Origin of the sequence: Streptomyces sp. NPDC048436, assembly GCF_043200355.1 — a bacterium.
Taxonomy (GTDB): domain Bacteria; phylum Actinomycetota; class Actinomycetes; order Streptomycetales; family Streptomycetaceae; genus Streptomyces.
Genome location: NZ_JBICXP010000002.1, coordinates 672820 through 696718 on the forward strand (window position 1 = coordinate 672820; position 23899 = coordinate 696718).

Annotated in this window: 23 protein-coding genes and 1 pseudogene; 12 read left to right on the plus strand and 12 right to left on the minus strand. The window is 69.7% G+C overall.

What is annotated here, in order from left to right; all coding sequences use genetic code 11:
- Positions 1-37: 37 nt before the first annotated feature.
- From ACGFX9_RS09470 to ACGFX9_RS09485, 4 genes are read left to right on the plus strand one after another with little or no spacing between them, the layout of a single operon-like run.
- Positions 38-799: a (Fe-S)-binding protein gene (locus ACGFX9_RS09470; protein ID WP_393467264.1), complete on the plus strand. Its 762-nt coding sequence runs from the start codon at positions 38-40 to the stop codon at positions 797-799.
- Positions 796-2283 carry a LutB/LldF family L-lactate oxidation iron-sulfur protein gene (locus tag ACGFX9_RS09475; RefSeq protein ID WP_393467267.1) on the plus strand — a complete coding sequence of 496 codons (1488 nt, stop codon included), beginning with the start codon at positions 796-798 and terminating at the stop codon, positions 2281-2283. Before ACGFX9_RS09470 ends, ACGFX9_RS09475 begins: the two co-directional genes overlap by 4 nt.
- Positions 2280-2960: a lactate utilization protein C gene (locus tag ACGFX9_RS09480; protein WP_393467270.1), complete on the plus strand. Its 681-nt coding sequence runs from the start codon at positions 2280-2282 to the stop codon at positions 2958-2960. Before ACGFX9_RS09475 ends, ACGFX9_RS09480 begins: the two co-directional genes overlap by 4 nt.
- A 22-nt stretch (positions 2961-2982) precedes the next feature.
- Complete coding sequence (locus ACGFX9_RS09485; RefSeq protein ID WP_393467273.1) at positions 2983-4146, plus strand: ABC transporter ATP-binding protein; 1164 nt, start codon at positions 2983-2985, stop codon at positions 4144-4146.
- Between the two features lie 16 nt (positions 4147-4162).
- Here the strand turns inward: ACGFX9_RS09485 and ACGFX9_RS09490 are convergent, their stop codons facing one another.
- The 3 genes from ACGFX9_RS09490 to ACGFX9_RS09500 are packed head-to-tail and all read right to left on the minus strand — an operon-like array spanning position 4163 to position 6470.
- Positions 4163-5116, minus strand: coding sequence for an ABC transporter substrate-binding protein (locus ACGFX9_RS09490; protein WP_393467276.1), 954 nt, complete (start codon positions 5114-5116; stop codon positions 4163-4165).
- Positions 5113-5793: an ABC transporter permease gene (locus tag ACGFX9_RS09495; protein ID WP_393467279.1), complete on the minus strand. Its 681-nt coding sequence runs from the start codon at positions 5791-5793 to the stop codon at positions 5113-5115. The genes ACGFX9_RS09490 and ACGFX9_RS09495 overlap by 4 nt, the downstream gene beginning before the upstream one ends.
- On the minus strand, positions 5790-6470 hold the full coding sequence (locus ACGFX9_RS09500) for an ABC transporter permease (RefSeq protein WP_393467282.1): 681 nt from the start codon (positions 6468-6470) through the stop codon (positions 5790-5792). The genes ACGFX9_RS09495 and ACGFX9_RS09500 overlap by 4 nt, the downstream gene beginning before the upstream one ends.
- A gap of 227 nt (positions 6471-6697) precedes the next feature.
- Here ACGFX9_RS09500 and ACGFX9_RS09505 point away from each other — a divergent pair, with 227 nt between their 5' ends.
- On the plus strand, positions 6698-7144 hold the full coding sequence (locus tag ACGFX9_RS09505; RefSeq protein ID WP_393467285.1) for an SPW repeat protein: 447 nt from the start codon (positions 6698-6700) through the stop codon (positions 7142-7144).
- A 111-nt stretch (positions 7145-7255) separates the two neighbouring features.
- Here the strand turns inward: ACGFX9_RS09505 and ACGFX9_RS09510 are convergent, their stop codons facing one another.
- The 4 genes from ACGFX9_RS09510 to ACGFX9_RS09525 are packed head-to-tail and all read right to left on the minus strand — an operon-like array spanning position 7256 to position 11874.
- Positions 7256-8620, minus strand: coding sequence for a GH1 family beta-glucosidase (locus ACGFX9_RS09510; RefSeq protein ID WP_393467288.1), 1365 nt, complete (start codon positions 8618-8620; stop codon positions 7256-7258).
- Between the two features lie 38 nt (positions 8621-8658).
- Positions 8659-9498 (minus strand): carbohydrate ABC transporter permease, encoded by an 840-nt coding sequence (locus tag ACGFX9_RS09515; RefSeq protein ID WP_393468317.1) that lies wholly within the window; start codon positions 9496-9498, stop codon positions 8659-8661.
- Between the two features lie 49 nt (positions 9499-9547).
- Positions 9548-10543, minus strand: coding sequence for a carbohydrate ABC transporter permease (locus tag ACGFX9_RS09520; RefSeq protein WP_393467291.1), 996 nt, complete (start codon positions 10541-10543; stop codon positions 9548-9550).
- Between the two features lie 11 nt (positions 10544-10554).
- A complete protein-coding gene (locus ACGFX9_RS09525) occupies positions 10555-11874 on the minus strand; it encodes an ABC transporter substrate-binding protein (RefSeq protein WP_393467294.1) in 1320 nt (439 codons plus the stop codon).
- Positions 11875-12063: 189 nt separating this feature from the next.
- On the opposite strand from ACGFX9_RS09525, the gene ACGFX9_RS09530 reads away from it, so the two are divergent.
- Positions 12064-13356 carry an ROK family protein gene (locus tag ACGFX9_RS09530; protein WP_393467297.1) on the plus strand — a complete coding sequence of 431 codons (1293 nt, stop codon included), beginning with the start codon at positions 12064-12066 and terminating at the stop codon, positions 13354-13356.
- On the opposite strand, the gene ACGFX9_RS09535 is transcribed toward ACGFX9_RS09530, so the two are convergent.
- A complete protein-coding gene (locus ACGFX9_RS09535) occupies positions 13268-14206 on the minus strand; it encodes a helix-turn-helix transcriptional regulator (protein WP_393467300.1) in 939 nt (312 codons plus the stop codon). The genes ACGFX9_RS09530 and ACGFX9_RS09535 overlap by 89 nt on opposite strands.
- 131 nt (positions 14207-14337) lie before the next feature.
- Here ACGFX9_RS09535 and ACGFX9_RS09540 point away from each other — a divergent pair, with 131 nt between their 5' ends.
- From ACGFX9_RS09540 to ACGFX9_RS09550, 3 genes are all read left to right on the plus strand, one after another.
- Positions 14338-15294 carry an MBL fold metallo-hydrolase gene (locus tag ACGFX9_RS09540; protein ID WP_393467302.1) on the plus strand — a complete coding sequence of 319 codons (957 nt, stop codon included), beginning with the start codon at positions 14338-14340 and terminating at the stop codon, positions 15292-15294.
- Positions 15291-16802, plus strand: coding sequence for a carboxylesterase/lipase family protein (locus tag ACGFX9_RS09545; RefSeq protein WP_393467305.1), 1512 nt, complete (start codon positions 15291-15293; stop codon positions 16800-16802). The genes ACGFX9_RS09540 and ACGFX9_RS09545 overlap by 4 nt, the downstream gene beginning before the upstream one ends.
- 180 nt (positions 16803-16982) lie before the next feature.
- On the plus strand, positions 16983-17684 hold the full coding sequence (locus tag ACGFX9_RS09550) for a YoaK family protein (protein ID WP_393467308.1): 702 nt from the start codon (positions 16983-16985) through the stop codon (positions 17682-17684).
- On the opposite strand, the gene ACGFX9_RS09555 is transcribed toward ACGFX9_RS09550, so the two are convergent.
- The 3 genes and pseudogenes from ACGFX9_RS09555 to ACGFX9_RS09565 form a co-directional block, all read right to left on the minus strand.
- Complete coding sequence (locus ACGFX9_RS09555; protein ID WP_393468320.1) at positions 17679-18140, minus strand: SRPBCC domain-containing protein; 462 nt, start codon at positions 18138-18140, stop codon at positions 17679-17681. The two genes, ACGFX9_RS09550 and ACGFX9_RS09555, sit on opposite strands and share 6 nt — an antisense overlap.
- Before the next feature lie 30 nt (positions 18141-18170).
- Positions 18171-19388: pseudogene (locus ACGFX9_RS09560) on the minus strand (MFS transporter); the annotation flags it as partial.
- 431 nt (positions 19389-19819) lie between these two features.
- Positions 19820-20380: an NAD(P)H-dependent oxidoreductase gene (locus ACGFX9_RS09565; protein ID WP_393467310.1), complete on the minus strand. Its 561-nt coding sequence runs from the start codon at positions 20378-20380 to the stop codon at positions 19820-19822.
- Between the two features lie 162 nt (positions 20381-20542).
- Between ACGFX9_RS09565 and ACGFX9_RS09570 the strand changes: the two genes are divergently transcribed.
- Positions 20543-21196, plus strand: a complete 654-nt coding sequence (locus tag ACGFX9_RS09570; RefSeq protein WP_393467312.1) for a TetR/AcrR family transcriptional regulator — start codon at positions 20543-20545, stop codon at positions 21194-21196.
- Between the two features lie 4 nt (positions 21197-21200).
- Here ACGFX9_RS09570 and ACGFX9_RS09575 read toward each other — a convergent pair whose 3' ends face one another.
- Positions 21201-21752, minus strand: coding sequence for a DinB family protein (locus ACGFX9_RS09575; RefSeq protein WP_393467315.1), 552 nt, complete (start codon positions 21750-21752; stop codon positions 21201-21203).
- Positions 21753-22145: 393 nt separating this feature from the next.
- Between ACGFX9_RS09575 and ACGFX9_RS09580 the strand changes: the two genes are divergently transcribed.
- Both ACGFX9_RS09580 and ACGFX9_RS09585 read left to right on the plus strand, forming a co-directional pair.
- Entirely contained in the window at positions 22146-23459 is a 1314-nt protein-coding gene (locus ACGFX9_RS09580; RefSeq protein ID WP_393467318.1) for a hypothetical protein, read from the plus strand.
- 2 nt (positions 23460-23461) lie between these two features.
- Positions 23462-23869: a hypothetical protein gene (locus tag ACGFX9_RS09585; RefSeq protein WP_393467321.1), complete on the plus strand. Its 408-nt coding sequence runs from the start codon at positions 23462-23464 to the stop codon at positions 23867-23869.
- Positions 23870-23899 lie beyond the last annotated feature (30 nt).

Genomic DNA, 23899 nt, shown 5'->3' on the forward strand with positions numbered 1-23899 from the left:
CTGCACCCATCCGATGATCGACGAGGAGGAACCCGCGATGCGTGTCGCCCTGTTCCTGACCTGTGTCAACGACACGCTCTATCCCGACACAGGCCGCGCGGTGGTGAAACTGCTGACCAGGCTAGGAGTTGAGGTCGACTTCCCGATGGCGCAGACCTGCTGCGGGCAGGCGCACTACAACACGGGGTATCGCCATCAGGCAGAGCCGCTCGCCCGTCATTTCTCCGATGTATTCGGCTCGGATGAGTATGACGCGATCGTGACGCCGTCCGGCTCCTGCGGCGCGATGGTCCGCGAGCTGTACCCCCGTATGGGAGAGCGGGCCCGCTCCGAGGGCCGGGGCGACGGCCTGGCGACCACGCTGGCACCGGTCGTCCCCAAGACCTACGAGCTGACCGAATTCCTGGTGGACGTCCTCGGTGTGACGGACGTCGGGGCGTACTACCCGCACACGGTGACGTACCACCCGACCTGCCACGGTCTGCGCAGCCTCGGCCTGGGTGACCGCCCCACCCGCCTGCTGCAAGCAGTCAAGGGTCTTGAGCTCCTCGAACTCCCGGGTGCGGACGAATGCTGCGGCTTCGGCGGCACCTTCGCGATGAAGAACCCCGATGTCTCGTCGGCGATGGGCATGGACAAGGTGCGGAACGCCGAGTCGACGGGCGCCGACACCCTCTGCGCGGCGGACAACTCGTGCCTGATGCACATCGGGGGCACGATGACGCGCCTCAAGAGTGGCGTACGCCCGGTCCACATCGCGGAGATCCTGGCGAGCACGGAGGAGGAACCCCTGTCATGAGCGGCACGTTCGTAGGCATGCCCGCCTTCCCCGAGGCGGCCCACGACGCCGTGGGCAACAAGACCTTGCGCGCCAACCTCCGGCACGCCACCCACACCATCCGCGGCAAGCGCGCGAAGGCCGTCTCCGAACTCTCCGACTGGGAGCTGCTGCGCGAGGCGGGCAAGCGCATCAAGGACGAGACCCTGCACCATCTCGACCGCTATCTCGTCCAGTTGGAGGAGTCGGTCACGGCCGCGGGCGGCACCGTGCACTGGGCGGCCGACGCCGACGAAGCGAACCGCATCGTCACCCGGCTTGTCCAGGAAACGGGCGAGTCGGAGGTCGTCAAGGTCAAGTCGATGGCCACGCAGGAGATCGGCCTCAACGAAGCCCTCGAAGCCGAGGGCATCCACGCCTACGAGACCGACCTCGCCGAACTCATCGTGCAGCTCGGCAAGGACCGCCCCTCGCACATCCTCGTGCCCGCCATCCACCGCAACCGCGGCGAGATCCGCGAGATTTTCGCGCGTGAGATGGGCGAGTGGGGCCGCCCGGCACCGGACGGTCTGACCGACACACCCGCCGAACTCGCCGAGGCCGCCCGCCTCCATCTGCGGGAGAAGTTCCTGCGCGCCAAGGTCGGTGTCTCCGGGGCCAACTTCATGGTCGCCGAGACGGGCACCCTGGTCGTCGTCGAGTCCGAGGGCAACGGCCGCATGTGTCTGACGCTGCCCGAGACGCTGATCTCGGTCGTCGGCATCGAGAAGATCGTGCCGACCTGGCGGGACCTGGAGGTCTTCCTGCAGACACTGCCCCGCTCGTCGACGGCCGAGCGGATGAACCCGTACACGTCGATGTGGACGGGTACGACCGACTCCGACGGCCCGCAGAATTTTCATCTGGTCCTCCTCGACAACGGTCGCACCGACACCCTCGCCGACGAGGTGGGCCGCCAGGCCCTGCGCTGTATCCGCTGCTCGGCCTGCCTCAACGTCTGCCCCGTGTACGAACGGGCGGGCGGCCACGCGTACGGCTCGGTCTACCCGGGCCCCATCGGGGCCATCCTCAGCCCTCAGCTCCGGGGTACCCAGAGCGAGATCGACGCCTCGCTCCCCTACGCGTCGTCTCTCTGCGGCGCGTGCTACGAGGTGTGCCCGGTGGCCATCGACATCCCCGAAGTCCTCGTACACCTGCGGGAACGGGTGGTTCAGGGCGGCGAAGTGACACGGCACGGCACCAAGGTGACGCTGCGGCCGGCGAAGGGGCACGCGGCGGAACGGGCGGCGATGCGCGCGGCGGGCTGGGCGTTCGGCCGCCCGGGAGCGCTGCGGACGGGGCAGCGCCTTGCGTCGCGGACCCGGCGCGTCCATCCCCGCACACTTCCTGGCCCCGGCCGGGCCTGGAGCGCGGCGCGGGATCTGCCGAAGGTGCCGGCGGAGCCGTTCCGCGACTGGTGGCAGCGTACGAACGGCGGCCTGACCGAGAAGGGCGGCACGAAGTGAGCAGCAGGGACCAGATCCTGGGCCGGGTCCGCCGAGCGCTGGCCGACGTACCTGACGACGTACGCAACGGCCTGCGCGTCGGCGGTGAGCCGCGCCCCGACGACGCGGCCATCCCCCGTGACTACCTGCGCGAGCACGGCGACCGCACCACCCAGCAGACCATCGACCTGCTCGCGGAGAATCTGGCGGACTACCGCGCGACGGTGCACCGCGCGACGGACGAGCAACTGCCCGCCCTCCTGACGCGGCTCCTCGCCGAGCGGGGCTCACGCACGGTCCTCGTGCCACCGGCCCTGCCGCCCCACTGGCTGCCCGGCGATGGCCCGGTGGCTCTCGTCCAGGACCTCGCGTCCCACACCGCACGGGAGCTGGACAGGACCGACAGTGTGGTCACGGGTTGCGCGGTCGCCGTGGCCGAGACCGGCACGATCGTCCTGGACGGCGGCACCGACCAGGGACGCCGCCGCATCACGCTCGTGCCCGATCACCACATCTGTGTCGTACGGGTCCCGGGCCAGGTCGTCTCCTCCGTACCCCAGGCACTCGAGCGGCTCGATCCGACGCGCCCGCTGACCTGGATCTCGGGACCGTCCGCGACGAGCGACATCGAACTGGACCGGGTGGAGGGGGTGCACGGCCCCCGCACCCTGGAGGTGGTCCTGGTGAGCGGGCCGTGACGTGCGCGGTTAGCGTGAGTACATGATCCGGTTCGAGCAGGTCACCAAGCGCTACCCGGACGGCACGATGGCCGTGGACGATCTCTCCTTCGAGGTCGCCGAGGGTGAACTGGTCACGCTCGTCGGACCGTCCGGGTGCGGCAAGACGACCACGATGATGATGGTGAACCGCCTCATCGAACCGACCGCGGGCCGCATCTTCGTCAACGGCGAGAACATCGCCGATGTCGACCCGGTGCGCCTTCGCCGCCGTATCGGCTATGTCATCCAGCAGGTGGGGCTCTTCCCGCACCGCACGATCCTCGACAACACGGCGACCGTTCCCGCGCTGGTCGGCTGGAAGAAGGCGAAGGCCCGGGCGCGGGCGGCCGAGCTGCTCGATCTGGTGGGCCTCGACCCGAAGACGTACGGCTCCCGCTACCCCGAGCAGTTGTCCGGCGGCCAGCGTCAGCGCGTCGGCGTGGCACGTGCCCTTGCCGCCGATCCGCCCGTGCTGCTCATGGACGAGCCGTTCGGCGCGGTGGACCCGGTGGTGCGGGAGCAGTTGCAGGACGAGTTCCTGCGGATGCAGGCGGCGGTCCGCAAGACCGTTCTCCTGGTCACGCACGACATCGAGGAGGCGGTCAGGCTCGGTGACCGGATCGCGGTGTACGGGCAGGGGCGCATCGAGCAGTTCGACACGCCTGGAGCGGTGCTCGGCACGCCGGCGACTCCGTACGTCGCCGAGTTCGTGGGCGCCGACCGGGGCCTGAAGCGTCTGTCGGTCACCGAGATCCTGGCGGAGGACCTGGAGCAGCCGGCGGTGGTCCGCTTCGACGAGTCCGCAGCGCACGCCGCCGCCCGGCTGCGTGAGGAGGACGCCCGCTGGGGTGTCGTCCTGGACGCGGACGGAGATCTGCACGGCTGGGTCGGCATCGACGAGGTGGCCCTGGCCGGGGAGGGCGGCCGGGTCGGCGACCTGGCCCACCGCATGAACGCCTGGGTCCCGGTCGGTGCCCCGCTCAAGCAGGCCTTCGGCGTGATGCTCCAGCACGACGCGGGCTGGGTCGCGGTCCTCGACGGGGCCCGCTTCCTGGGCGTACTGACCCCGGCGAAGCTGCACGAGGCCCTGCGCCGCTCGGTGGACGCGGACGCGCAGGGCGTGCCGCGCGACCAGGTGGAGTTCGACTCCGTGGCGGACGCCTGATCCCACGTGGCGTGGGTCAGAGCAGTCCCTTCTCCTCCAGGTACGCCCGCGCCACGTCCTGCGGCAGCCTGCGCCAGCTGTCCACCTGTTCGTTCATGGAGGCCAGGTCCGCCGTCGTCAGTACGGAGTTGAGGCGGCCGAGTGCCTTCGCGACGCCCTCGCTGCCCGCGCGGGAGCGGTTGACGACCGGGACGAGATAGTCGGCGTTCTGAAGTTTCTTGTCGTCCTTCAGGAGGACAAGGCCGAAGTCGTCGAGGGTGGCGTCCGTCGACGTGGTGAGGACCATCTGGTCCTGACCGCTCTGCACGGCCTTCTTGGCCTGGGTCGTGCCCACGCCCTTGGGGTCGACGGAGGTGACGTCGATGCCGTAGACCTTCTTCAAACCGGGTTCGCAGTACGGGCGTTGCACGCATTCGTCGCCCGCGGCGAGGCGTACCTTCAGGCCGGACTTTCCGAGGTCGCTCAGCGTCTTCAGCCGGTGCTGCTCGGCGAAGGACGCGGTGACGGCGAACGCGTTCTGGTCGACGGCCGTGCCCGGATCGAGGACGGTGAGGCCGCGCGGGGCGGCCAGCGCGCGCAACGCCCGCATCGTGGCGTCGAGGTCGGGCGAGCCGACCGGCGCCGCGTCCGCGCCGTTCTTCTTGGCGTTCAGCCAGTCGGCGAACGTCGCCGCGTATTCGGGGACGACGTCGATCTGGCCTGATTCCAGGGCGGGTTCGTACAGCTCACGGTTGGCCACGGAGAGGATCTCGGTCCCGTATCCGGCCTTCCGCAGGAGCAGGGTGTACATCTGGGCCAGCAGATCGCTCTCGGTGAAGCCCGCCGAGCCGATGACCAGGTGATGGCTGTCGCCGGGCGGTGCGGTGACCTCGCCCTGGGTTTCCAGGGACGGCCCCGACGTACATCCGGACAAGAGCAGGGCAACACCGACAGCGCCCCACAACCTTCTCCGGCCCCTCCACCACCTCATCCGGCCCGCCCTCTCCCCCGCGCCCGCCCGGGAGCAAGCCGCTCGCCGATCTCGAACAGGCCCTCGACGAGCAGCGCGAACACGGCGACCAGAACGGCTCCCGCCACCACCTGCGGCGTACTGGCGAGGTTGAACCCCGCCGTGATGATCCGGCCGAGTCCCCCGCCGCCCGCGAGCGCCGCGATCGTCGCGGTGGCCACTAGCTGGACGGCGGCGATCCGCACGCCGCTCAGGACCAGCGGCATAGCGAGCGGCAGTTCGACCCGCCACAGCATCTGGCGCCCCGTCATTCCCATGCCGCGCGCGGCCTGTACGACGCTGCGGTCGACCCCGCGCATCCCGACGTACGCGTTGGTGAGCAGCGGAGGGACGGCGAAGAGGACCAGCGCGACGACGGTGGGGCCCTCGCCCCAGCGCCCGACGGGGGTGAGGAGCAGCAGGACCAGGACCGCGAAGGTCGGCACCGCACGGCCGACGTTGGAGATGTTCACCGCGAGCGCGCCGCCCCTGCCGAGGCGGCCGAGGACGAGCGCGATGGGCAGCGCGATCAGGCAGCTCAGGATCAGGCACACCACCGTGAGGACGAGATGCTGGGTGAGCCGGTGCCAGATGCCGTCGTCGCCTGCCCAGTGTGCCGAGTCGGTGAGCCACTGCCAGGCGTCGCTGATGGTGTTCATGCGCGGGCCGCCCTCGTCCACGGGGTGAGGATCCGCTGCACGCCGAGGAGCAGCAGGTCGGCCAGTACGGCGATGACGACACAGAGCACGGACGCGGTGAGGACCTGGGCCTTGAAGTAGGTGTTCATGCCCGCGTAGATGAGGTTGCCGAGCCCGCCGAAGCCGACGATCGCCCCGACCGTGGCGAGGGAGACCGCGGAGACGGTGGCGATCCGCAGGCCCGCCATGGCGGCGGGCAGCGCGAGCGGGAGTTCGACGGTGAGCAGGAGCCGGATGGGTCCGTAGCCCATGCCGCGGGCGGCCTGCCGGGTGTCGTCGGGGACGGCGCGCAGGCCGGCGAGGATGTTGCGGACCAGCAGCGTCAGTGAGTACAGGACGAGCCCCGCGACGACGAGGGACGCGGAGAGGCCGTACACGGGAAGCAGCAGCGAGAACATCGCGAGCGACGGGATCGTGTAGAGGATCGTGGTCAGCGCGAGGACCGGACCGGCCGCGAGGGCCCAGCGGCGGGCGACGACCGCCAGCGGTACGGCGATGACGAGCGCGATCAGGACGGAGCCCGCGGTCAGCTCCAGATGCTGGAGGACCGCGTCGAGGATGATCTGGCGGCGGGTGCTCAGATACTCACCACAGATCCACTCATTGCGCGCGAGGCAGTCGTCCGGAGGCGCGGTCACCTGTCCATTCCAGCGGGCGGGAGCGGGGGACGGCGCGTTCTGGTGGCCCGTACGGGCGGCGGCCGGAGAGAGTCCGCCGAATCAGTACCCCCCCATATCTACACATAAGGAAAAAATAAGAGCAGAATGGACATGTGCGGCGCTCCGCCGCACGGCGTGATCCGGCCTGCATGCGGCGTATGCGGCGTGCATGAAGTGCGTGCATGAAAGCAGAGGAGACGAGTGTCATGGCCGACGTCTCACACAGGGGAGACATAGCCGCTCACCCTGACGTATCCGAAATGCGGGATCGGTACGCCCGCGTACTCGGTGGACACGATGTGGCACTCGTGGACGGGCCTGTGTTCCTCACAGGTCTGTTCTGTGCCATCTCCCCGTGGGTGGTCCACTTCACCGTAAGCCAGCCCGTCCTCGCGACGCACAACCTCATCATGGGCATCGCGATAGGCCTGCTGGCGCTCGGGTTCACCGTCGCCCCGGCCAGGATGTACAGCCTGAGCTGGGCCATGTGCGCCATGGGCGTATGGATGATCGTCTCGCCGTGGATCGTCGGCGACGGCCCTGACCTGGGCGTCATCCTCACCAACGTCATCATCGGCGGCCTCACCTTCCTGCTGGGCCTGGTGTGCACCGGCGCCGCGGCGAAGGAGGGCCGAGTGGCGAATCCAACCTGACAGGAGAAGTGAAACAGGGGGAAGGACACCGCCGGCGGCCCCCGGTCCGCGGAGAACCGGGAGCCGTCGGCGGCTGTCCGGCGGGCGGGAAGTGCGTGCATTGCGGCCGTATCAGGCGGCGCGTTCCGCCCGCCCCCGGTGGCTGCGGATGATGTCGGCATAGTGGTGGCCGCTGCCCTTGACGGTGCGGCGCTGTGTCTCGTAGTCGACGTGGACCAGGCCGAACCGCTTGTCGTAGCCGTAGGCCCACTCGAAGTTGTCGAGCAGGGACCACGCGTAGTACCCGGCCAGGGGCGCACCCTTGCGGGCGGCGCTCGCACAGGCGGCGATGTGCCCGGTCAGGTAGTCGGTGCGTTCCGGGTCGTCGACGGTTCCGTCGGGGCGTACGACGTCGGGGTAGGACGAGCCGTTCTCGGTGACGTACAGCTTGCGCGCGCCGTACTCGTGGGTGAGGCGCAGGAGGAGGGTCTCGATGCCGTTCGCGTCGATCTCCCAGTCCATGCCGGTGCGAGGCATCTGGGCGCGGCTCACCTGGCGGGCGTACGGCGCTGGGCCCGTGGAGTCGTCCGAAACGACGGCCGGGAAGTAGTAGTTCAGGCCCAGCCAGTCCAGCGGCTGCGCGATGGTCTCCAAGTCCCCTGCCCGCTCCGGGAGTTCCACCCCGTACACCTCGCGCATGTCGGCGGGGAAGCCGCGGCCGTGCACCGGGTCGAGCCACCAGCGGTTGGTGTGGCCGTCCACGCGGCGGGCGGCGGCGATGTCCTCGGGGCGGTCGCTGGCGGCTTCGACCGTGGAGAGGTTGTTGACGATGCCGATCCGCGCGCCGGGCGCCGCGGCGCGGATCGCCTGGGTGGCGAGGCCGTGCCCGAGCAGCAGGTGGTACGAGGCGCGCACGGCGGCGGTCAGGTCGGTCAGGCCCGGCGCCATCCGCCCTTCGAGGTGACCGATCCAGGCCGAGCAGAGGGGTTCGTTGATCGTCGCCCACTGGGTGACGCGGTCGCCGAAGCGCTCGGCGGCGACGGACGCGTACGCGGCGAAGTGCTCGGCCGTGTCCCGCTCCGGCCAGCCGCCGCGGTCCTGGAGGACCTGCGGAAGATCCCAGTGGTAGAGGGTCACCGACGGGGTGATGCCCGCGTCGAGCAGTCCGTCGATCAACTGGTCGTAGAAGTCGAGGCCCTTGGCGTTGACCGGTCCTTCGCCGCCGGGCACGACGCGTGGCCAGGCGAGGGACAACCGGTAGGCGTTGGTGCCCAGTTGTTTCATCAGCGCGATGTCCTGGCGCCAGCGGTGGTAGTGGTCGCAGGCCACGTCACCGTGATCGCCGTTGTCGGTCTTTCCCGGGGTGTGCGAGAAGGTGTCCCAGATCGAGGGGGAACGGCCGTCCTCGGTGACGGCCCCTTCGATCTGGTACGCCGATGTGGCCGTGCCCCACGCGAAATCGTGCGGGAGTGCGGCGAGGTCGATGAGCTCGGACACAGACGTCCTCTCAGACGGAGTTGTTGCGAGGGGGTGGGTCACTTGACGGCTCCGGCGGTCAGACCGGCGACCAGATAGCGCTGGAGGAGCAGGAAGCCCGCGACCACCGGCACGCTCACGACCAGCGAGGCGGCCATGATCTGGTTCCAGTAGACGTCGTTCTGGGTGGAGTAGCCCTGGAGGCCGATGGCGAGGGTGCGGGTGGACTCGTTCGTCATGACGGAGGCGAAGAGCACTTCTCCCCAGGCCGTCATGAACGCGTAGACGGCGACCGCGACGATGCCGGGTATCGCGGCCGGCACGACGACCCTGAAGAGCGCGCCGATCGGCCCGCAGCCGTCGACGAGCGCCGCCTCGTCCAGGTCGCGGGGCACCGAGTCGAAGTACCCGATCAGCATCCAGATCGAGAAGGGCAACGAGAACGTCAGATACGTGAGGATGAGCCCGCCCCGCGAGCCGAACAGGGCGATCCCCGTGGCGTCGCCGATGTTGACGTACATCAGGAACAGCGGAAGCAGGAACAGGATGCCGGGGAACATCTGGGTCGACAGGACCGTCACCGTGAAGACGCGTTTGCCGCGGAACTGGTAGCGGCTGACGGCGTAGGCGGCGAAGACGGCGATCACCACCGAGCAGACGGTGGCCGCGCCCGCCACGATCAGCGAGTTCATGAAGTAGTCGGCCAGCGGAACGGTCTTCCAGATGTCGATGTACGGGCGGATCGTGAGCCCGCTCGGCATCCAGCGGAACTCGCCCGACACGTCTTCGAGGGGCTTGAGCGAGCTGGACACCATCACGAACACCGGAAGGAGCACGAAGCCGGTGAGCAGCGTCAGGAAGATCCGCCGTGACCAGAGGAACGAACGGGGCGCCGCCATCGGCGACCGGGGCCGCCCGGCCGGACGCGACCGAAGGGCCGTGCGGGCGCTAGACATGGGCGGACTTCCTCTCGCGGGACGTGACCCACAGATAGACGCCCGTCACCACAAGGAGGAACAGGAGCAGCAGGACGGACATGGCGGAGCCGGTGCCGAAGTTCCACGTGGCGAACGAGGACTGGTAGATGTGGATGGAGATCAGGTCCGCCGCCTCCGGCGCCGACCGGCCGAACAGGACGAACGGAGTGTTGAAGTCGTTGAACGTCCACAGGAACAGGACGAGGACGAGTACCTGGTTGACGGGCTTCAATGACGGCAGCGTGATGCGGCGGACCTGCTGCCACACACCGGCGCCGTCCAGCGCCGCCGCCTCGTACATCTCGCGGGGGATGTTCTGCAGCCCGGCCATCATGATGAGGAAGGCGAACGGCCAGCCCTTCCACACCGACACGGTGAGCAGCGCGACGAAGCTGTTGTCGCCGATGAGCCAGAACGGAGCGCCGTCGGTGAGGCCGAGCTGGTCGTGCAGGACATGGTTGATCAGGCCGTTGTCACGCTGGAACATGAAGCCCCAGGTGATCACCGCCGCGTACACGGGAAGTGCGTACGGGACGAGGAAGACCGCCCGGAGGAAGCCGCGCCCCTTGAACGACTCCTGCAAGTAGATCGCGGCGGTCGTCCCGATCAGCCAGCAGAGGCCGACCGAGAGGAGCGTGAACGCACAGGTGACGAAGAACGAGTGCAGCAGCGCCTGGCCCACCGGGGCGTCGAAGTCGACCGCGATCTTGTAGTTGTCCAGGCCCGACCAGGGCGCGGCGCCCCAGTCGCGGATGAAGAACTGGGTGAGCTCCTTGAAGCTCATCGTGGCGCCGATGACGATCGGCAGCAGATGGACGAGCAGTTCGAGGAGCAGTGCGGGCAGCAGGAGGAGGTAGGGCAGGCCGATCTTGCGGAGCCGGCCGGGACGGCGGCCCCGGCCACGCTTCGTCTCCGGCGCCTTCACGGCCTGCTCCTCCCCCGGGCTCTGAACGATGGTCGTGGTCATGGACGCATCACTCACTGCTGGGACATCTGCTGCTGAGCCTTGACCAGTTGGGCCTTCACGGACGCGGTGGTGACCTCACGGCCTGCCGCGGCGTTCGCGAAGAGGTTCTTGACGGCGGTGCCGACCGCCGTCTCGAACTGCGACTCGTCGGCCACCTGGGGAAGGGGCGCGGCGCTCTTGGCGAGGGTGTCGCTCAGGACCTTCAGCTCGGGCCGGTCGAAGGCGGCGTCCTGCTGTGCGGCCTTGACGGGCGGCACGGAGCCGTAGGACGCGCAGAGGATCTTCTGTTCCGCGTCGCTCGTCATGAACTTCACGAACTTCAGCGAGCCGTCGAGGTTCTTGGTGTTCTTGAAGACGGCCATGTTGATGCCCGCGACCATCGAGTTGGTGGCCTTGCCCTCTCCCGGAGCACCGGAGTCGACCGGCACGGGCGCCACGCCCCACTCGTCCTCGTTCATGCCCTGCGCCTTGAACGTGGTGGCGGCGGCCTGCCACAGCACCATCGCCGTCTTGTCCTTGGCGAAGTCGCTGAGGGACTGGTTCTTCGCGTACTCGGCGTTGCCCGGCGCGATGATCTTGTCCTTCGCCATCATGTCGACGTACTGCTTCACGGCCGCGACCGCGCCGTCGGAGGTGAAGTCGGGCTTGCCGTCCTTGGTGAAGAAGTCGGCGCCGTGCTGCTTTCCGAGGGCGAAGACCTGGTGGATGTTGTTGGAGAGGTTCGCGCCCTCCGCACCCAGGGCCCACTTGCCGCCCTTGGAGATCTTCTTGCCGTCCTCGACCAGCTCGTCCCAGGTGGCGGGCGCCTTGTCTATGCCGGCCTCCTTGAACATCTTTTTGTTGTAGTAGAGGGCGTACGCCATCGAGTACAGCGGCACGGCGGCCGGGTCCTTGCCCGCGGCCCCGGCCGAGCCGAGCGCGGACCGCACGAAGCGGTCCTTGCCGCCGATCTTGCCGAAGTTCTTCTCGTCCCAGGGCAGCAGGGCGCCGCTGGCCTGCAACGAAGCGCTCCAGGTGTTGCCGATGTTCAGGACGTCGGGGCCCTGACCCGACGTCGTGGCGGTCAGGATCCGGTTGAGCAGATCCGACCAGGGGACGACCTCGAGCTTGACCTTGATCCCCGTCTGCTTCTCGAACTTGTCGAGTTCGGGCCTGAGGATCTTCTTGTCCGCCTCAAGGTTGGGGCCTTGGTTCGACGCCCAGTACGTCAGGGTCTTCGGCGAGTCGTTGGACCCCTCGCCCCCCGTCGTCGTACCGCCGCCACAGGCGGAGGCGGTGAGGGCGAGCGAGAGAGTGGCGGCGCCGACTGCGGCGGCTCGGAATCTGCGCATGGCTCCAGGTGTCCCTTCCGGAGGGAGTCATGGGGCGGATGGCTCGGCGCCGAGGAGAATCCGGCACCGTGTTCAACTCTTGAATGACCTCATGACTTAATTTAGGACGTGAGTTAAACCGGCGGGGAAGATACCGTCAAGGGGTCACACAGGACCAACTTCGAGGCAGAGCAGGCCGGAAGGAACCACATGGCAGGGCAGCGCAACGGGCGTACGGTGCACGACCTGCGGCGGGAGAACCGCGCCGCCGTACTGCAGCGGCTGTACTTCGACGGGCCGATGAGCCGCTTCACGCTCGGGCCCGCCACCGGGCTGAGTTCAGGTTCCATCAGCAATGTCGTGGCCGAGCTGGTGACGGAGGGGTGGGTGGAGGAGGCGGGGAGCGTGGAGTCCGACGGGGGGCGGCCGCGTACGCTGCTGCGCGTCGCGCCGGGCCGCGGCCAGCTGATCGGCGTGGACGTCGGCGAGACCCGCGTACGCGTGGAGCTCTTCGACCTGTCACTGTCCGAACTCGCCAGGGCGGAGCGGCCGTTGAACCCTAAGGTGCACGACGTCGACACCATCACGGCGCACATCCGCGACGGGATCAGCGAGGTGCTCGACGCGGCGGGCGGCACGGACGAGAGGCTGCTCGGGGTCGGAATCGGGGTGCCGGGGATCGTCGCACGCGAGGGTGAACTCGGCGCCCTCGTACACGGGCAGACGATCGGCTGGGACGCGGTCCCGCTGGAGTCCCTGCTGCGGGCGACCGGCCAACTGCCCGCGTCCGTGCCGTACTTCATCGACAACGGCGCCAAGACGCTCGGCCAGGCGGAGATGTGGTTCGGGGCGGGGCGCGGCACCCGCAACGCGGTGGTGGTCCTGTTCGGCTCGGGCGTCGGGGCGTGCGTCGTCACCGAGGACGTCGAGCAGGGCCGCGCGGTCGAGTGGGGGCATCTCACCGTGCGGGTGCAGGGCAGACGGTGCCGGTGCGGGTCGCTGGGCTGCCTGGAAGCGTACGCGGGTGCGGAGGCGCTGCTCGAACGGTGGCAGGAGGCGGGCGGACGGCCGCCCGGGGGCAGCGACGAGGAGGGCGCGCTCACCGCCATGCTCGACGCCGCCTACCCGCAGGACGGAGGCACGGCCGACCCGGTGGCCCTGATGGTCCTGGAGGAGACCGCCGAGTACCTGGGCGCGGGCCTCTCCGACCTCATCAACCTCTTCCAGCCCGAGCGGATCCTGGTCGGCGGCTGGGCGGGACTCCAGCTCGGGCAGCGCTTCTTGACCGCGGTGAAGCGCCACATCCCGACGTACGCCCTCTCCTACCCCGCGGGGCGCGTCACCATCGACCTGGGGCGTCTTGGCCCGGACGCGGTGACGGTGGGGGCGGCGACGCTGCCGCTGGCCGACTTCTTCACGCGGGGCGGGCGGCGCGCCGCTCCGGTGCGTGAGGCTGAACTGCCGGGCTGGCAGACGGCGTTGGAGGGGCGTACGCCGAAGTAGTGCAGCCGGTCCGGGCGAGGAGGGTCACGGCTTCCTGTGACGGTGAGCCGGGTTCCGTGACGGCCAGCACCAGAAGCTGGTCCTCCGCCTGCGGGAGGCGCAGGCTCTGCTGGGTCACGGTGAGGGTGCCGACGAGGGGATGGCGCATCTCGTAGCTCGCGAAATCGCAGGGGTGCACCCGGTGGTCGGTCCACATCTCGGCGAACTCCGGGCTTTTGACGGTGAGTTCACCGATGAGTGAGGTCAGCAGCGTGTCGTCGGGGTAGCGGCCGGCGACCATGCGCAGATTCTCGACGACGGACTTGGCCTTCGCTCGCCAGTCGGCGTACAGCTCGCGGGTGTGAGGGTCGAGAAAGAGCAGCCTGGCGAGGTTGGGGCGCTCGGCCGGGCGCTGCGGGCTCTCGGCGTTCACATGGGCCGCGAACAGCGCGTGACCGAGCCGGTTCCAGGCGAGCACATCGGTGCGGCGACCGCTGACCAGCGCGGGAACGCCGTCCACGTTGCTCAGCAGATGGAGCGTGGTGGCACTCACCCGCTCGGGGCGCGGCCGGCGGGCGGTGACGCGTTTCCTGCCGGACTCGGCGAGGTCGTGCAGATGGCGGCGTTCCGCATCGCCGAGGCAGAGCGCCCGCGCGACGGCGTCCAGGATCTCCGGGGACGCCCCCGTCGACTGGCCCTGCTCAAGACGCGTGTAGTACGAGGCGCTGACGCCGGAGAGCAGCGCGAGCTCTTCCCTGCGCAGGCCCGCCACGCGCCGCCGGTCGCCGTAGTCCTTGAGCCCGACGTCCGCGGGACGCAGCTGGGAGCGCCGCGCGTACAGGAAGTCGCCGAGCCTGCCTCGTTCACTCATGCCCTCAGTCTGCATCCGCCGGTGAGCGGCAGCCTGACCCTGTCCGGGGTAGGCAACGGCGGGTCTGGCTGACCTGCGGGGACGCGGCGACTGTGGGGTCCGAACCTCAACTCCCGGCATTGGAGCACCCCATGGACCAGATCGAACTCGGCGACGTCACCGTCACCCGCATCAAGGACTTCTACGGCCCGATCGACATGACGCCCGGCGCGTTCCTGCCCACGGCCCCGGAGGAAGCCTGGCGCGAGAACCCTGCCTGGCACGCGCCCCACTTCCTGGACCCCCACACGAACATCGTCAACTCCGCGGTACAGAGCTGGCTGCTGCGCAGCGAAGGGAAGAACATCCTGGTCGACACGGGCGTCGGCAACCACAAGGAGCGCCCGTACTCGCCGGTGTGGAGCCACTTGCGCACGGACTTCCTGGCCGACCTGGCGCGGGCCGGCGTCGCTCCGGAAGACGTCGACATCGTGATCAACACGCATCTGCACGTCGACCACGTCGGCTGGAACACCCGTCTGGACGGCAGGGACTGGGTCCCTACCTTCCCGAACGCCACCTATCTGCTGCCCAAGGACGACTACGACTTCTGGAACCCCGCGAACGATCACAAGCCGCTGCTCGGCCGCGGCAACCAGAACGTCTTCGAGGACAGCGTCACCCCCGTGCATCAGGCGGGGCAGGTCCGCCTGTGGGAAGAAGGCCTTCGGATCGACGCCAACCTGCGCCTGGAACCGGCCCCCGGACACACCCCCGGATCGAGCGTCCTCACCCTCGCCAGCGGGACGGACCGCGCGGTCTTCGTCGGCGATCTGCTGCACAGCCCCGTCCAGCTCGTCGATCCGGACCACAACAGCTGCTTCTGCGAGGACCCCGCCGCCGCCCGCGCCACGCGCCGCCGCGTCCTGGGCTGGGCCGCCGACCACAACGCGCTCGTCGTTCCCGCCCATCTGGGAGGCCACGGCGCCGCCGAAGTCGAGCGTGCGGGCGACGCGTTCACGATCAAGGGGTGGGCCCCCTTCACCCCGTACCCGTACCCGTACGCCGGGACAGCCGCGGCGGCCGAGGGCCGGGTGACGGCGGCATGACCGCCGCCACCCGCACCGTGACCACCGCGCAGGGAGCGGTCGCCGGCGCCCGGCACGGGGACACCGCGGTCTTCCGCGCCATCCCGTACGCCGCTCCCCCGGTCGGCCCCGGCCGCTTCGCCGCCCCTCGGCCGCACGCCCCGTGGGACGTCGTCCGGGACGCGACCTCGGCGGGGCCGACCGCACCGCAGGCCGAGCGGAACCTGGGTTCCATCGACATGTCGCCCTACTTCGGGCCCGGTTGGGTCCGCGGGGACGACTACCTCACCCTCGACGTGTGGGCCCCGGCGCCCCGCCGCGAGGCCCTGCCGGTCATGGTCTTCGTGCACGGCGGAGGCTTCGTGGCGGGGTCCACGCGGGCACGCCTCTACGACGGCGGCGGCTTCGCACGTGACGGTGTCGTTCTGGTGAGCGTGAACTACCGCCTCGGTGTCGCCGGGTTCCTCGATCTTCCCGGGGCGCCGCGCAACCGTGGCCTCCTCGACGTGCTCGCCGCGCTGGGCTGGGTACGGGAGAACATCGCCGCGTTCGGCGGCGACCCTGACCGGGTCACCCTCTTCGGGCAGTCCGCGGGAGCCACCCTCACCGGTGCCGTCATCGCCGCGCCGGAGAGCAGGGGCCTCGTGCGGCGCGCCATCGTCCAGAGCGGCAGCGGCCTGGGCGCGTTCACTCCCGAGCAGGCCGCCCGGGTGACGGATGCGGCAGCCGCCGCGCTGGGTGTCGCGGCGCATGCCGATGCCTTCGGCGGCGTTTCCGACGCCCGTCTGGTCGAGGTCACCGCGCGGCTCGGCGGGATCGACCTGCGGACCACGAGCGCCTATGACCCGCTGCTCGGGCTCAGCCCCTTCAGCCTGGTCGCGGACCAGCAGCCCGCCGACGCGGTGGCCGCCGGAAGCGGCGCCGACGTCGACCTCCTCATCGGCATCAACGCCGAGGAAGGCAACCTCTATCTGGTTCCCTCCGGCGCCCACGCCACCTCGACCATGAGCGACGTCCGGACCGCCGCGGAGCTCTCCCATCCCGAGCCCGACCGGCTCGTCGACGCCTACCGCGCGTCTCAACCCGGGTCCACACCCGGGCAGTTGCGCTCCGCCGTCATGGGCGACGCCCTGTTCGGAGCGGGCAGCTGGGCCATGGCCGGGGCGCATGCCACGCGGTCCTCCGGCGCCACCTACAGCTACCTGTTCGACTGGCGTTCCGATGCCCTCGACGGCGGACTCGGCGCCGCCCACACGGTGGAGCTGCCCTTCGTCTTCGCCGCCGACCCGGCGCCGCTCATCGGCCCCGACTCACTCCTCGGTCCCGAAAAGCCTCCTGCCGACCTGGCCTCCCGCACGCATGCCGCATGGGCCCGCTTCGCCCACACCGGCGACCCCGGCTGGGCCCCGTACGACACCCGGCGCCGGGCCACGCAGGTCATCGGCCGGGACTGGAGCATCCGTGAAGACCCTCGCGGCGCCGTGCGGCGGGTCTGGGAGCGGGCGATGGCCCCTGCACCTCAAGGCTGACGATGCCGTGCAGCCGCGTCCAGGCGAGGAGGGTGCCTGCGAGCGCCGTGGCGGGGTCGACGTCGGCGGCGTCGGGGACGTACGACATACGGGCAGGCCATCGGCAGGAGCGGACCGAGAACCGCCCGCGCCCGGTCGGCAGAGTCGCGTCGCAGCGCGCTCCTGCCGAAAAGGGACGGTATGAAATCAATTCTCGACCGGGCCGCCTCCCGTCTCTTCCCCGACACCGAGGGTCACCACGGCGTGCTGCCTCCGCTGCTCGTCCTGCTGACCTTCGCCACCGGCCTGGTCGACGCGGTCAGTTATCTGGGCCTCGACCGCGTCTTCGTCGCCAACATGACCGGCAACGTGGTCTTCCTGGGCTTCGCCCTTGCGGGCGACGCCCAGCTGTCCGCCACGGCGTCGCTCCTCGCGAGCGGCGCGTTCATGGCCGGCGCTTGGGCGGGAGGGCTCGTCGCGCCAAGGGTCGCGGAGCCGCTGCGGCTGTTCGCGCTCCTTGTCGCGGCGCACGCCGTGCTCGTGGGGGCGGCCCTGGTGATCGGTCTCACCACCGACGTCAGAAGCATCGGCAGGCACGTACTGATCGTGCTGCTCGCGCTCGGCATGGGGCTTCAGAACGCCGTGGTCCGCAAGCTTTCCGTACCCGATCTGACCACCACGGTCCTCACCCTCACGCTCACCGGTCTTGCCTCCGACCGGTTCGGCCCGGCGTCCGTCCGCAGATTCGTGTCGGTCGCCGCGATGTTCACCGGCGCTCTTGTGGGCGGGCTGCTGCAGCTCCACCAGGGCACGGCCGCCGCGCTGGCGCCCGCGCTGTTTCTGCTCGCCGTCGTCGCGCTCACCGCGTCGCTGTCCCGGAGCGCACACGGTGTTCCGTCATGACCGGGATTCGACGAGCCTGGCGAGGTTCGAAAGGGCCATGCGCGTACCCGTCTCGTTGTCGGCGGCGGGCACGCTGTCGGGGAGCCCTTCGTGTACGACGAGGACATCGGTGCCGCCGTCCGCGTCGGTGAGGGTGGTCGTCATCGTCATCGTGCCGCGCAGTGCGGGATCCTCGGTCTCGAACTCCAGCACCTCGACGACCTGTTCGTCCGGCACCAGTTTCGCGAAGTGGCCGTGGTACGTGTCGGTGTGCGAGGACGACTTGCCGTTGCCGGAGTGCCCTTCGTAGGTGAGCGAGACGCGGAAGCGGCCCCCTTCGCGGGCGTCGAACGCGTGCACGTGGCCGCTCATGCCGTCCGGCACGCGCCAGCGCGCGATGGCGTCGGCGTCCAGCAGCGCTTGATAGGCGGCCGTACGCGGGGCGTTCACATGCCCGGAAACCTGCGTCGAGTGCATGAGGACCAATCTAGGACTCGGCTCTTCTTCAGGAAGCCGCTTCCCCAGACGCGCCAGCGGGGACAAGGCCATGCACAGCGGGGACAGCGCGAGGCCGACGGCAGTGAGCAGCAGACTCGTGCGCGGTCCGTGCTCGCCCGCCAGCTGGCCGCCCAGCAGTGAACCGAGTGGCGTCAGCCCCATACCGACGAAATTGATGGTCGCGACGGTGCGGCCCTGCATCCGGACGGGCGTGATGGCCTGCCGTACGGCCATCATCGCGACGTTGACCAGCTGACCGAAGGCTCCGAAGAAGAAGTTGATCGCCATGAGCAGGGTGAGGGTGAGGGCGGAGGAGCCGTGCAGCGCCGGTACGCAGAGCATCACACCGTCGGCGAGCACCGCTGAGGCCAGCAGGACTCTCCCGTAGCCGAATCTCCCCGGCAGCCTGGCCGCGAGCAGGGAGCCCACCACCGCGCCCGGGCCCATGGCCGCCAACGCCAGGCCGATGGCCGTGCCCGACAGGTGAAGTCCGCGGGGCAGGAAGAGCAGGTAGACGGTCATGAGGGCCGCGAGCGAGAACTGGAAGGCGGCCGTGGCGAGGCCCACGGCCCGCAACGACGTGTTGCCGACGACGAACCGGAGACCCTCCAGGATCTGCCGTCGCACGCGCGGAGGCCGCTCGGCCTGTGCGGGGAGCGACTCACGTCGGCGGATACGCCGGATCGAGAGGAAGGACAGCGCGAAGAAGAACGCGCCGGTGACGGTGGCGACCGGCGCGGAGAGCGATGACACCATCGCGCCGCCCAGCGCGGGCCCTGCGATCTGCGCCGCGGATCTGCTGCCCTCCAACGCGCTGTTCCCTGCCGCGAGTTGGCGGCGTTCCACCAGCCTCACCAGGGAGGCCTGGTAGGCCACGTCGAAGAACACGCTGAGGACGCCGATGAGGAAGGCGAGGATCAGCAGCAACGGAATTCCGAGTACGCCGAGCATGTACGCCACGGGGATCGCGGCCGTGGCCAGAGCGCGTCCGAGGTCCGCGAAGACCATGACGTCGCGGGCTCTGCGGCGGTCGACCCACGCCCCGGCGAAGAGCGAGAACAGCAGGATCGGCGCCTGTTCCACCGCGCGCAGGGCGCCGACCTGGCCTGCGCCGACGTCGAGCGCCAGCACGGCGATGAGCGGCAGGGTCACCTGAGTCGCGTGTGCCCCGAGCTGCGAGGCGGTCTGTCCGCACCAGAGTCCGCGGAAGTCGGCGTCCCGCCACAGACTCGGCGGGCCCGATGGATCTGAAGGATCTGATGGATCTGAAGGACTCGACGAACCCGGCTGAAAGCGCGCGGGATCGGCAGGAGAAGTGGACGGCACAAGGGCCCCTTGAGCGGCTGAGAGCGACGACGCCTGCCGTCCGGGGCGCGGGGAGGGCGCGCCGGAAGATCAGGCGGAGGAAGGCTCGCTGTGCCGCACATCAGGGGCAGCACGCGATGACAGGTCGTTCGCGACCTGGAACGTCAGCGCGTGCTCGGGTAACCGGGTATGTAGCCGGGCATGTCATCTCCTCGGGAGTCACTTGCTGGGGGAACGTTAGCCGGGTCAGCTCGTCACCACACCCCGATATCGGGGGCAACTCGGCCAGGAGGGAGCCCACTTCAGGAGGGCTACCCCGGCGGCAGGGTGCTCCGCCGCCGGGAACACACATGTCAGGCGGCGGCGGGGGTGGCCTGCTCGGTGAGGCGGGTGACGACCTCGGTGAGGGCCGTGACCACCTCGGCGTCGTCGGCCGGGTGGGTCTCGGCGAAGCGCGTCAGGGAGGCGGGGATGGACAGCTTCACGTCCTCCAGGACCGCGCCACCGGCGAGGCCCGCGGCCTTGCGGGCCTCGTCCTGCGCCCACACGCCGCCGTACTGGCCGAACGCGGTGCCGACGACGGCGACCGGCTTGCCGGACAGCGCACCGGCGCCGAACGGGCGGGACAGCCAGTCGATGGCGTTCTTGAGGACGGCCGGCATGGTGCCGTTGTACTCGGGCGAGAAGAGGAGGACGGCATCCGTGCTGCCCGCCGCCTCGCGCAGACGGGCCGCGGCGGCCGGGACGCTTCCTTCGACGTCGACGTCCTCGTTGTAGAAGGGCACCTCCGCGAGACCCTCGTAGAGGTCGATCTCGACACCCGCGGGCGCGTGCTTGGCGGCGGCCTCGGCGAGCTGACGGTTGTGGGAGCCGGCGCGGAGGCTGCCGACGAGGGCGAGGATGCGTACAGACATGGCGGAACTCCTGAGAGTGCTGACAGACGAGAGGCTGGCAGACGAGAGTGCGGACAGAACACACATACAAGGCATAGACCAAGCGGACCGGGGTCCGTTTAAATTTGTACCACCTATCCGGACCGCGGTCCACTTAGGCTCTCGCAGCGCTACGCTGGATCCATGACCGGTCCCGTTCCCCCGCTCCTCCCCTCGCCCGACAGCCCGGGCGTCGCGAGGGACCTCGTTCTCACCCCGGTCGGCGAACCGCCGACACTCAGGGCCGACGCGGCGCGCAACCGCACGCGTCTGCTTGAGGCCGCCTCGCGGCTGATGGCCGAATGCGGGGCCGGCCGGCTGACCATGGAAGCGGTGGCCACGGAGGCGGGCGTCGGCAAGGGAACCGTCTTCCGGCGCTTCGGCGACCGCACCGGCCTCCTCGTCGCCCTGCTCGACCACCGCGAGCAGCAACTCCAGGCGGCCTTCCTCACGGGACCGGCCCCCCTCGGCCCCGAAGCGCCGCCCCTGGAGCGCCTGCACGCGTTCGGCCCGGCCCTCATCCGCCACGAACGCGACCACAGCGAACTGATCCTGGCATCCAGGACGGACCCGCTGCGCACCTACGCCGTCCCGGCGAACCGCCTGCGCCTGACCCACGTCACGATGCTGCTGCGCGAGGCAGGCGTGACGGGCGACTCCGACCTCCTCGCGCACACCCTGCTGGGATCCGTCGACAGCGTCCTCGTCCACCACCTGGTGGTCGAGCGCGGCATGCCGCTCGACCGCCTGGACGCGGGCTGGCACGACCTGGTCACACGGCTGGCGCCCGCGCGGTAGCCCGCTACAGGCCGATCGCGCCGTCGATCCGCTCGCGGAGCAGGTCGGCGTGGCCGTTGTGCCGGGCGTACTCCTCGACCAGGTGGATGAGCACCCACCGCAGCGACACCCTCCCGCGCCACCCGTCGTCGCCCTCGACGTCCAGGTCGGGCGCCTCGGCCACGAAGCGGTCGGCGAAGGCCACTTCGGAGCGCCAGGCCTCCCACGCTGCGGCGATCACCGCCGGTTCGGGCCCGGCGCCGTCGAAGTCCTGGTCGGGGTCGGCGTCCGTGCCGAAGAGAAGCGGTACGTCCTGACCGGCGAGCACGCACCGGAACCAGCGGCGCTCCACGTCCGCGAGGTGCCGGACGAGGCCCAGCAGTGAGAGCGTGGAGGGTTCCACGGCCCGGAGGGCCAACTCGGCCTCCAGGCCCGCGCACTTGAGCTCGAGCGTCGTGCGCTGGGCCGCGAGGAAGTCGGTGAGCATACGCCGCTCGTCGCCGGTGGTCCGCGCGCTCAGGCGGCCGTCCCGCTCTTCGTCGACGAACAGTTCCGCTCTTCTGCGTCCGCTGGTCATGACCGCCATCCAACCCTGGGTGTCATGTCCGGGGCCAGTAATCTCCGTGAGCTGGGCGACGGCATCACGCAGGGCCAGTTTGTGGGGACGGATGATCCACCTGACCGGGCGCTCGGCAGAGGCGGGTGGACGCCTCCGTGCGGGTGGGATCCACCGGGGACCTGAGCCACCCCCACCAGCCACCAATGGCCCAGTGACCGTCCCCTGATGGCCCTTCAGATCTCACGTTGCGTCACCCCTCGGGCAGAGCACCTCACCTCACACCGCGTGTCGTCACTGACGGTGATCACCCATGGTGGGTCAAATCCAGCAAAAGACAGATATTCATCTGATTCGTTTATCTCTCTGCGGTCTACACATGGTGCGTCCAGGAAGTGAGCGAACGGAGCGAGCATGCGCGCGGTCGACCGAAGGCACGCGCTGGGCCTTGCACTTGCGGCGACAGCAGGCGCCGGCCTCGCCGGTTGCGGTGTGAAGGAGTGGGGGTCCACGGACACGGCTTCCCCTTCCCCGTCCGGACCCCGTGGGCAGGGACGTGACAAGGAAGACGGCCATCACGGCTCGCAGCGGAAAGCGGAACGGCGTCCGGCGAAGCCGATCGGTGACGGCTCGACGGCGTATACGGGGAAGCAGCCGAACCAGCTCCCCAAGCCCGTCCCGCTGGAGCCTGGCGAGACGCCCCCGCAGTTCGTGGTCTTCTCCTGGGACGGCGCGGGCGAGGTCGGCAACGGTCTCTTCCCCCGCTTTCTGAAGCTCGCCGAGGAACACGACGCACGGATGACGTTCTTCCTCTCCGGGCTCTATCTCCTGCCCGAGTCGAAGAAACGGCTCTATCAGCCGCCGAACAACGCGGTCGGCGCCTCCGACATCGGCTATCTCACCGACGGCCACATCAAGGAGACCCTGAAGTACGTCCGTCAAGCCTGGCTCGAAGGCCACGAGATCGGCACGCACTTCAACGGCCACTTCTGCACCGGCACCGGAAGCGTCGCCAACTGGACGCCCGCGCAATGGCAGAGCGAGATCGACCAGGCCATGTCCTTCGTCAAGGAATGGCGCACGAACACGGGCTGGAGCGACCTCCCCCCGCTGCCCTTCGACTACGACAAGGAACTCGTCGGCGGGCGCACCCCCTGCCTTCTCGGCCAGAACAACCTGCTGCCCGTCGCCCGCGATCTTGGGTGGCGCTACGACTCCTCGTCGCCCGGCGGAACGCAGCGCTGGCCGGACAAACGCCACGGGGTGTGGGATCTGCCGCTCCAGCAGATGCCGTTCCCCGGGCACCGATTCGAAGTCCTCTCCATGGACTACAACATCCTGGCCAACCAGTCGAAGACCTCGACGCGGGCACCCTCGTACAACTATCCGGCCTGGCGCACCCAGGCGGCCGGGTCGTATCTCGCCGGTTTCCGGCGCGCGTACGAGACGAACCGCGCCCCCTTCTTCGTCGGCAACCACTTCGAGGAGTGGAACGGCGGCATCTACATGGACGCCGTCGAGCAGACCCTCAGACGCGTCGCCGGGAAGCAGGACGTGCGTCTCGTCTCCTTCAGGCAGTTCGTCGACTGGCTCGACGTCCAGGACCCGGCCGTCCTCGCCCGGCTGCGCGGACTCGAAGTGGGGCAGCGACCCGACGGCGGCTGGCGGAGCTATCTCGGCAAGAAGACCAAGCGATACATCAACGGAAAGCTGGAGAAAGGGAGTTGAATGTGAATCGGTGGACTTTGAAGTACGTGTCGGTGGCGGGACTCGCGGCCGTGGCCATCCTGGCAAGCCCCGCGACGGCCGGGGCCGGCCCCCTGGCCCCGCACACCTCGCACGGGACCGCGGCGACCGCGGCCCCGCGTCCGACGCTGACGGCGAAGGCGAACGTGAAGAGTGTGCGCGCCTGGCAGCAGTTCCATATCTACGGGACCGGCCGCAACATGCGCGCCGGTACGCGCGTCACGCTGCAGCAGAAGCAGGGCAAGTGGTGGGTGTCGCTGCCCGCGTCGGTGTACACCGCGCGCAACGGGGTCTACAACATGCGGGTCAAGCTCGGCCTCAAGGGGCGCAACTCCCTGCGCATCGTCGGCGGCCGTGCCATCTCGCCGCTGGTCTACGTGACGGTCCGCTGAGCCGGCGGGGCCGGTGACCCGAGCGGCGTC

Excerpts from the sequence above, each read along its gene's own strand:
- ACGFX9_RS09470 (WP_393467264.1), top strand. The coding sequence starts at position 38 with ATGCGTGTCGCCCTGTTCCTGACCTGTGTCAACGACACGCTCTATCCC.
- ACGFX9_RS09475 (WP_393467267.1), top strand. The coding sequence starts at position 796 with ATGAGCGGCACGTTCGTAGGCATGCCCGCCTTCCCCGAGGCGGCCCAC.
- ACGFX9_RS09485 (WP_393467273.1), top strand. The coding sequence starts at position 2,983 with ATGATCCGGTTCGAGCAGGTCACCAAGCGCTACCCGGACGGCACGATG.
- ACGFX9_RS09490 (WP_393467276.1), bottom strand. The coding sequence starts at position 5,116 with ATGAGGTGGTGGAGGGGCCGGAGAAGGTTGTGGGGCGCTGTCGGTGTT.
- ACGFX9_RS09495 (WP_393467279.1), bottom strand. The coding sequence starts at position 5,793 with ATGAACACCATCAGCGACGCCTGGCAGTGGCTCACCGACTCGGCACAC.
- ACGFX9_RS09505 (WP_393467285.1), top strand. The coding sequence starts at position 6,698 with ATGGCCGACGTCTCACACAGGGGAGACATAGCCGCTCACCCTGACGTA.
- ACGFX9_RS09515 (WP_393468317.1), bottom strand. The coding sequence starts at position 9,498 with ATGGCGGCGCCCCGTTCGTTCCTCTGGTCACGGCGGATCTTCCTGACG.
- ACGFX9_RS09520 (WP_393467291.1), bottom strand. The coding sequence starts at position 10,543 with ATGACCACGACCATCGTTCAGAGCCCGGGGGAGGAGCAGGCCGTGAAG.
- ACGFX9_RS09525 (WP_393467294.1), bottom strand. The coding sequence starts at position 11,874 with ATGCGCAGATTCCGAGCCGCCGCAGTCGGCGCCGCCACTCTCTCGCTC.
- ACGFX9_RS09530 (WP_393467297.1), top strand. The coding sequence starts at position 12,064 with ATGGCAGGGCAGCGCAACGGGCGTACGGTGCACGACCTGCGGCGGGAG.
- ACGFX9_RS09535 (WP_393467300.1), bottom strand. The coding sequence starts at position 14,206 with ATGAGTGAACGAGGCAGGCTCGGCGACTTCCTGTACGCGCGGCGCTCC.
- ACGFX9_RS09540 (WP_393467302.1), top strand. The coding sequence starts at position 14,338 with ATGGACCAGATCGAACTCGGCGACGTCACCGTCACCCGCATCAAGGAC.
- ACGFX9_RS09545 (WP_393467305.1), top strand. The coding sequence starts at position 15,291 with ATGACCGCCGCCACCCGCACCGTGACCACCGCGCAGGGAGCGGTCGCC.
- ACGFX9_RS09550 (WP_393467308.1), top strand. The coding sequence starts at position 16,983 with ATGAAATCAATTCTCGACCGGGCCGCCTCCCGTCTCTTCCCCGACACC.
- ACGFX9_RS09555 (WP_393468320.1), bottom strand. The coding sequence starts at position 18,140 with ATGCACTCGACGCAGGTTTCCGGGCATGTGAACGCCCCGCGTACGGCC.
- ACGFX9_RS09565 (WP_393467310.1), bottom strand. The coding sequence starts at position 20,380 with ATGTCTGTACGCATCCTCGCCCTCGTCGGCAGCCTCCGCGCCGGCTCC.
- ACGFX9_RS09570 (WP_393467312.1), top strand. The coding sequence starts at position 20,543 with ATGACCGGTCCCGTTCCCCCGCTCCTCCCCTCGCCCGACAGCCCGGGC.
- ACGFX9_RS09575 (WP_393467315.1), bottom strand. The coding sequence starts at position 21,752 with ATGACCAGCGGACGCAGAAGAGCGGAACTGTTCGTCGACGAAGAGCGG.
- ACGFX9_RS09580 (WP_393467318.1), top strand. The coding sequence starts at position 22,146 with ATGCGCGCGGTCGACCGAAGGCACGCGCTGGGCCTTGCACTTGCGGCG.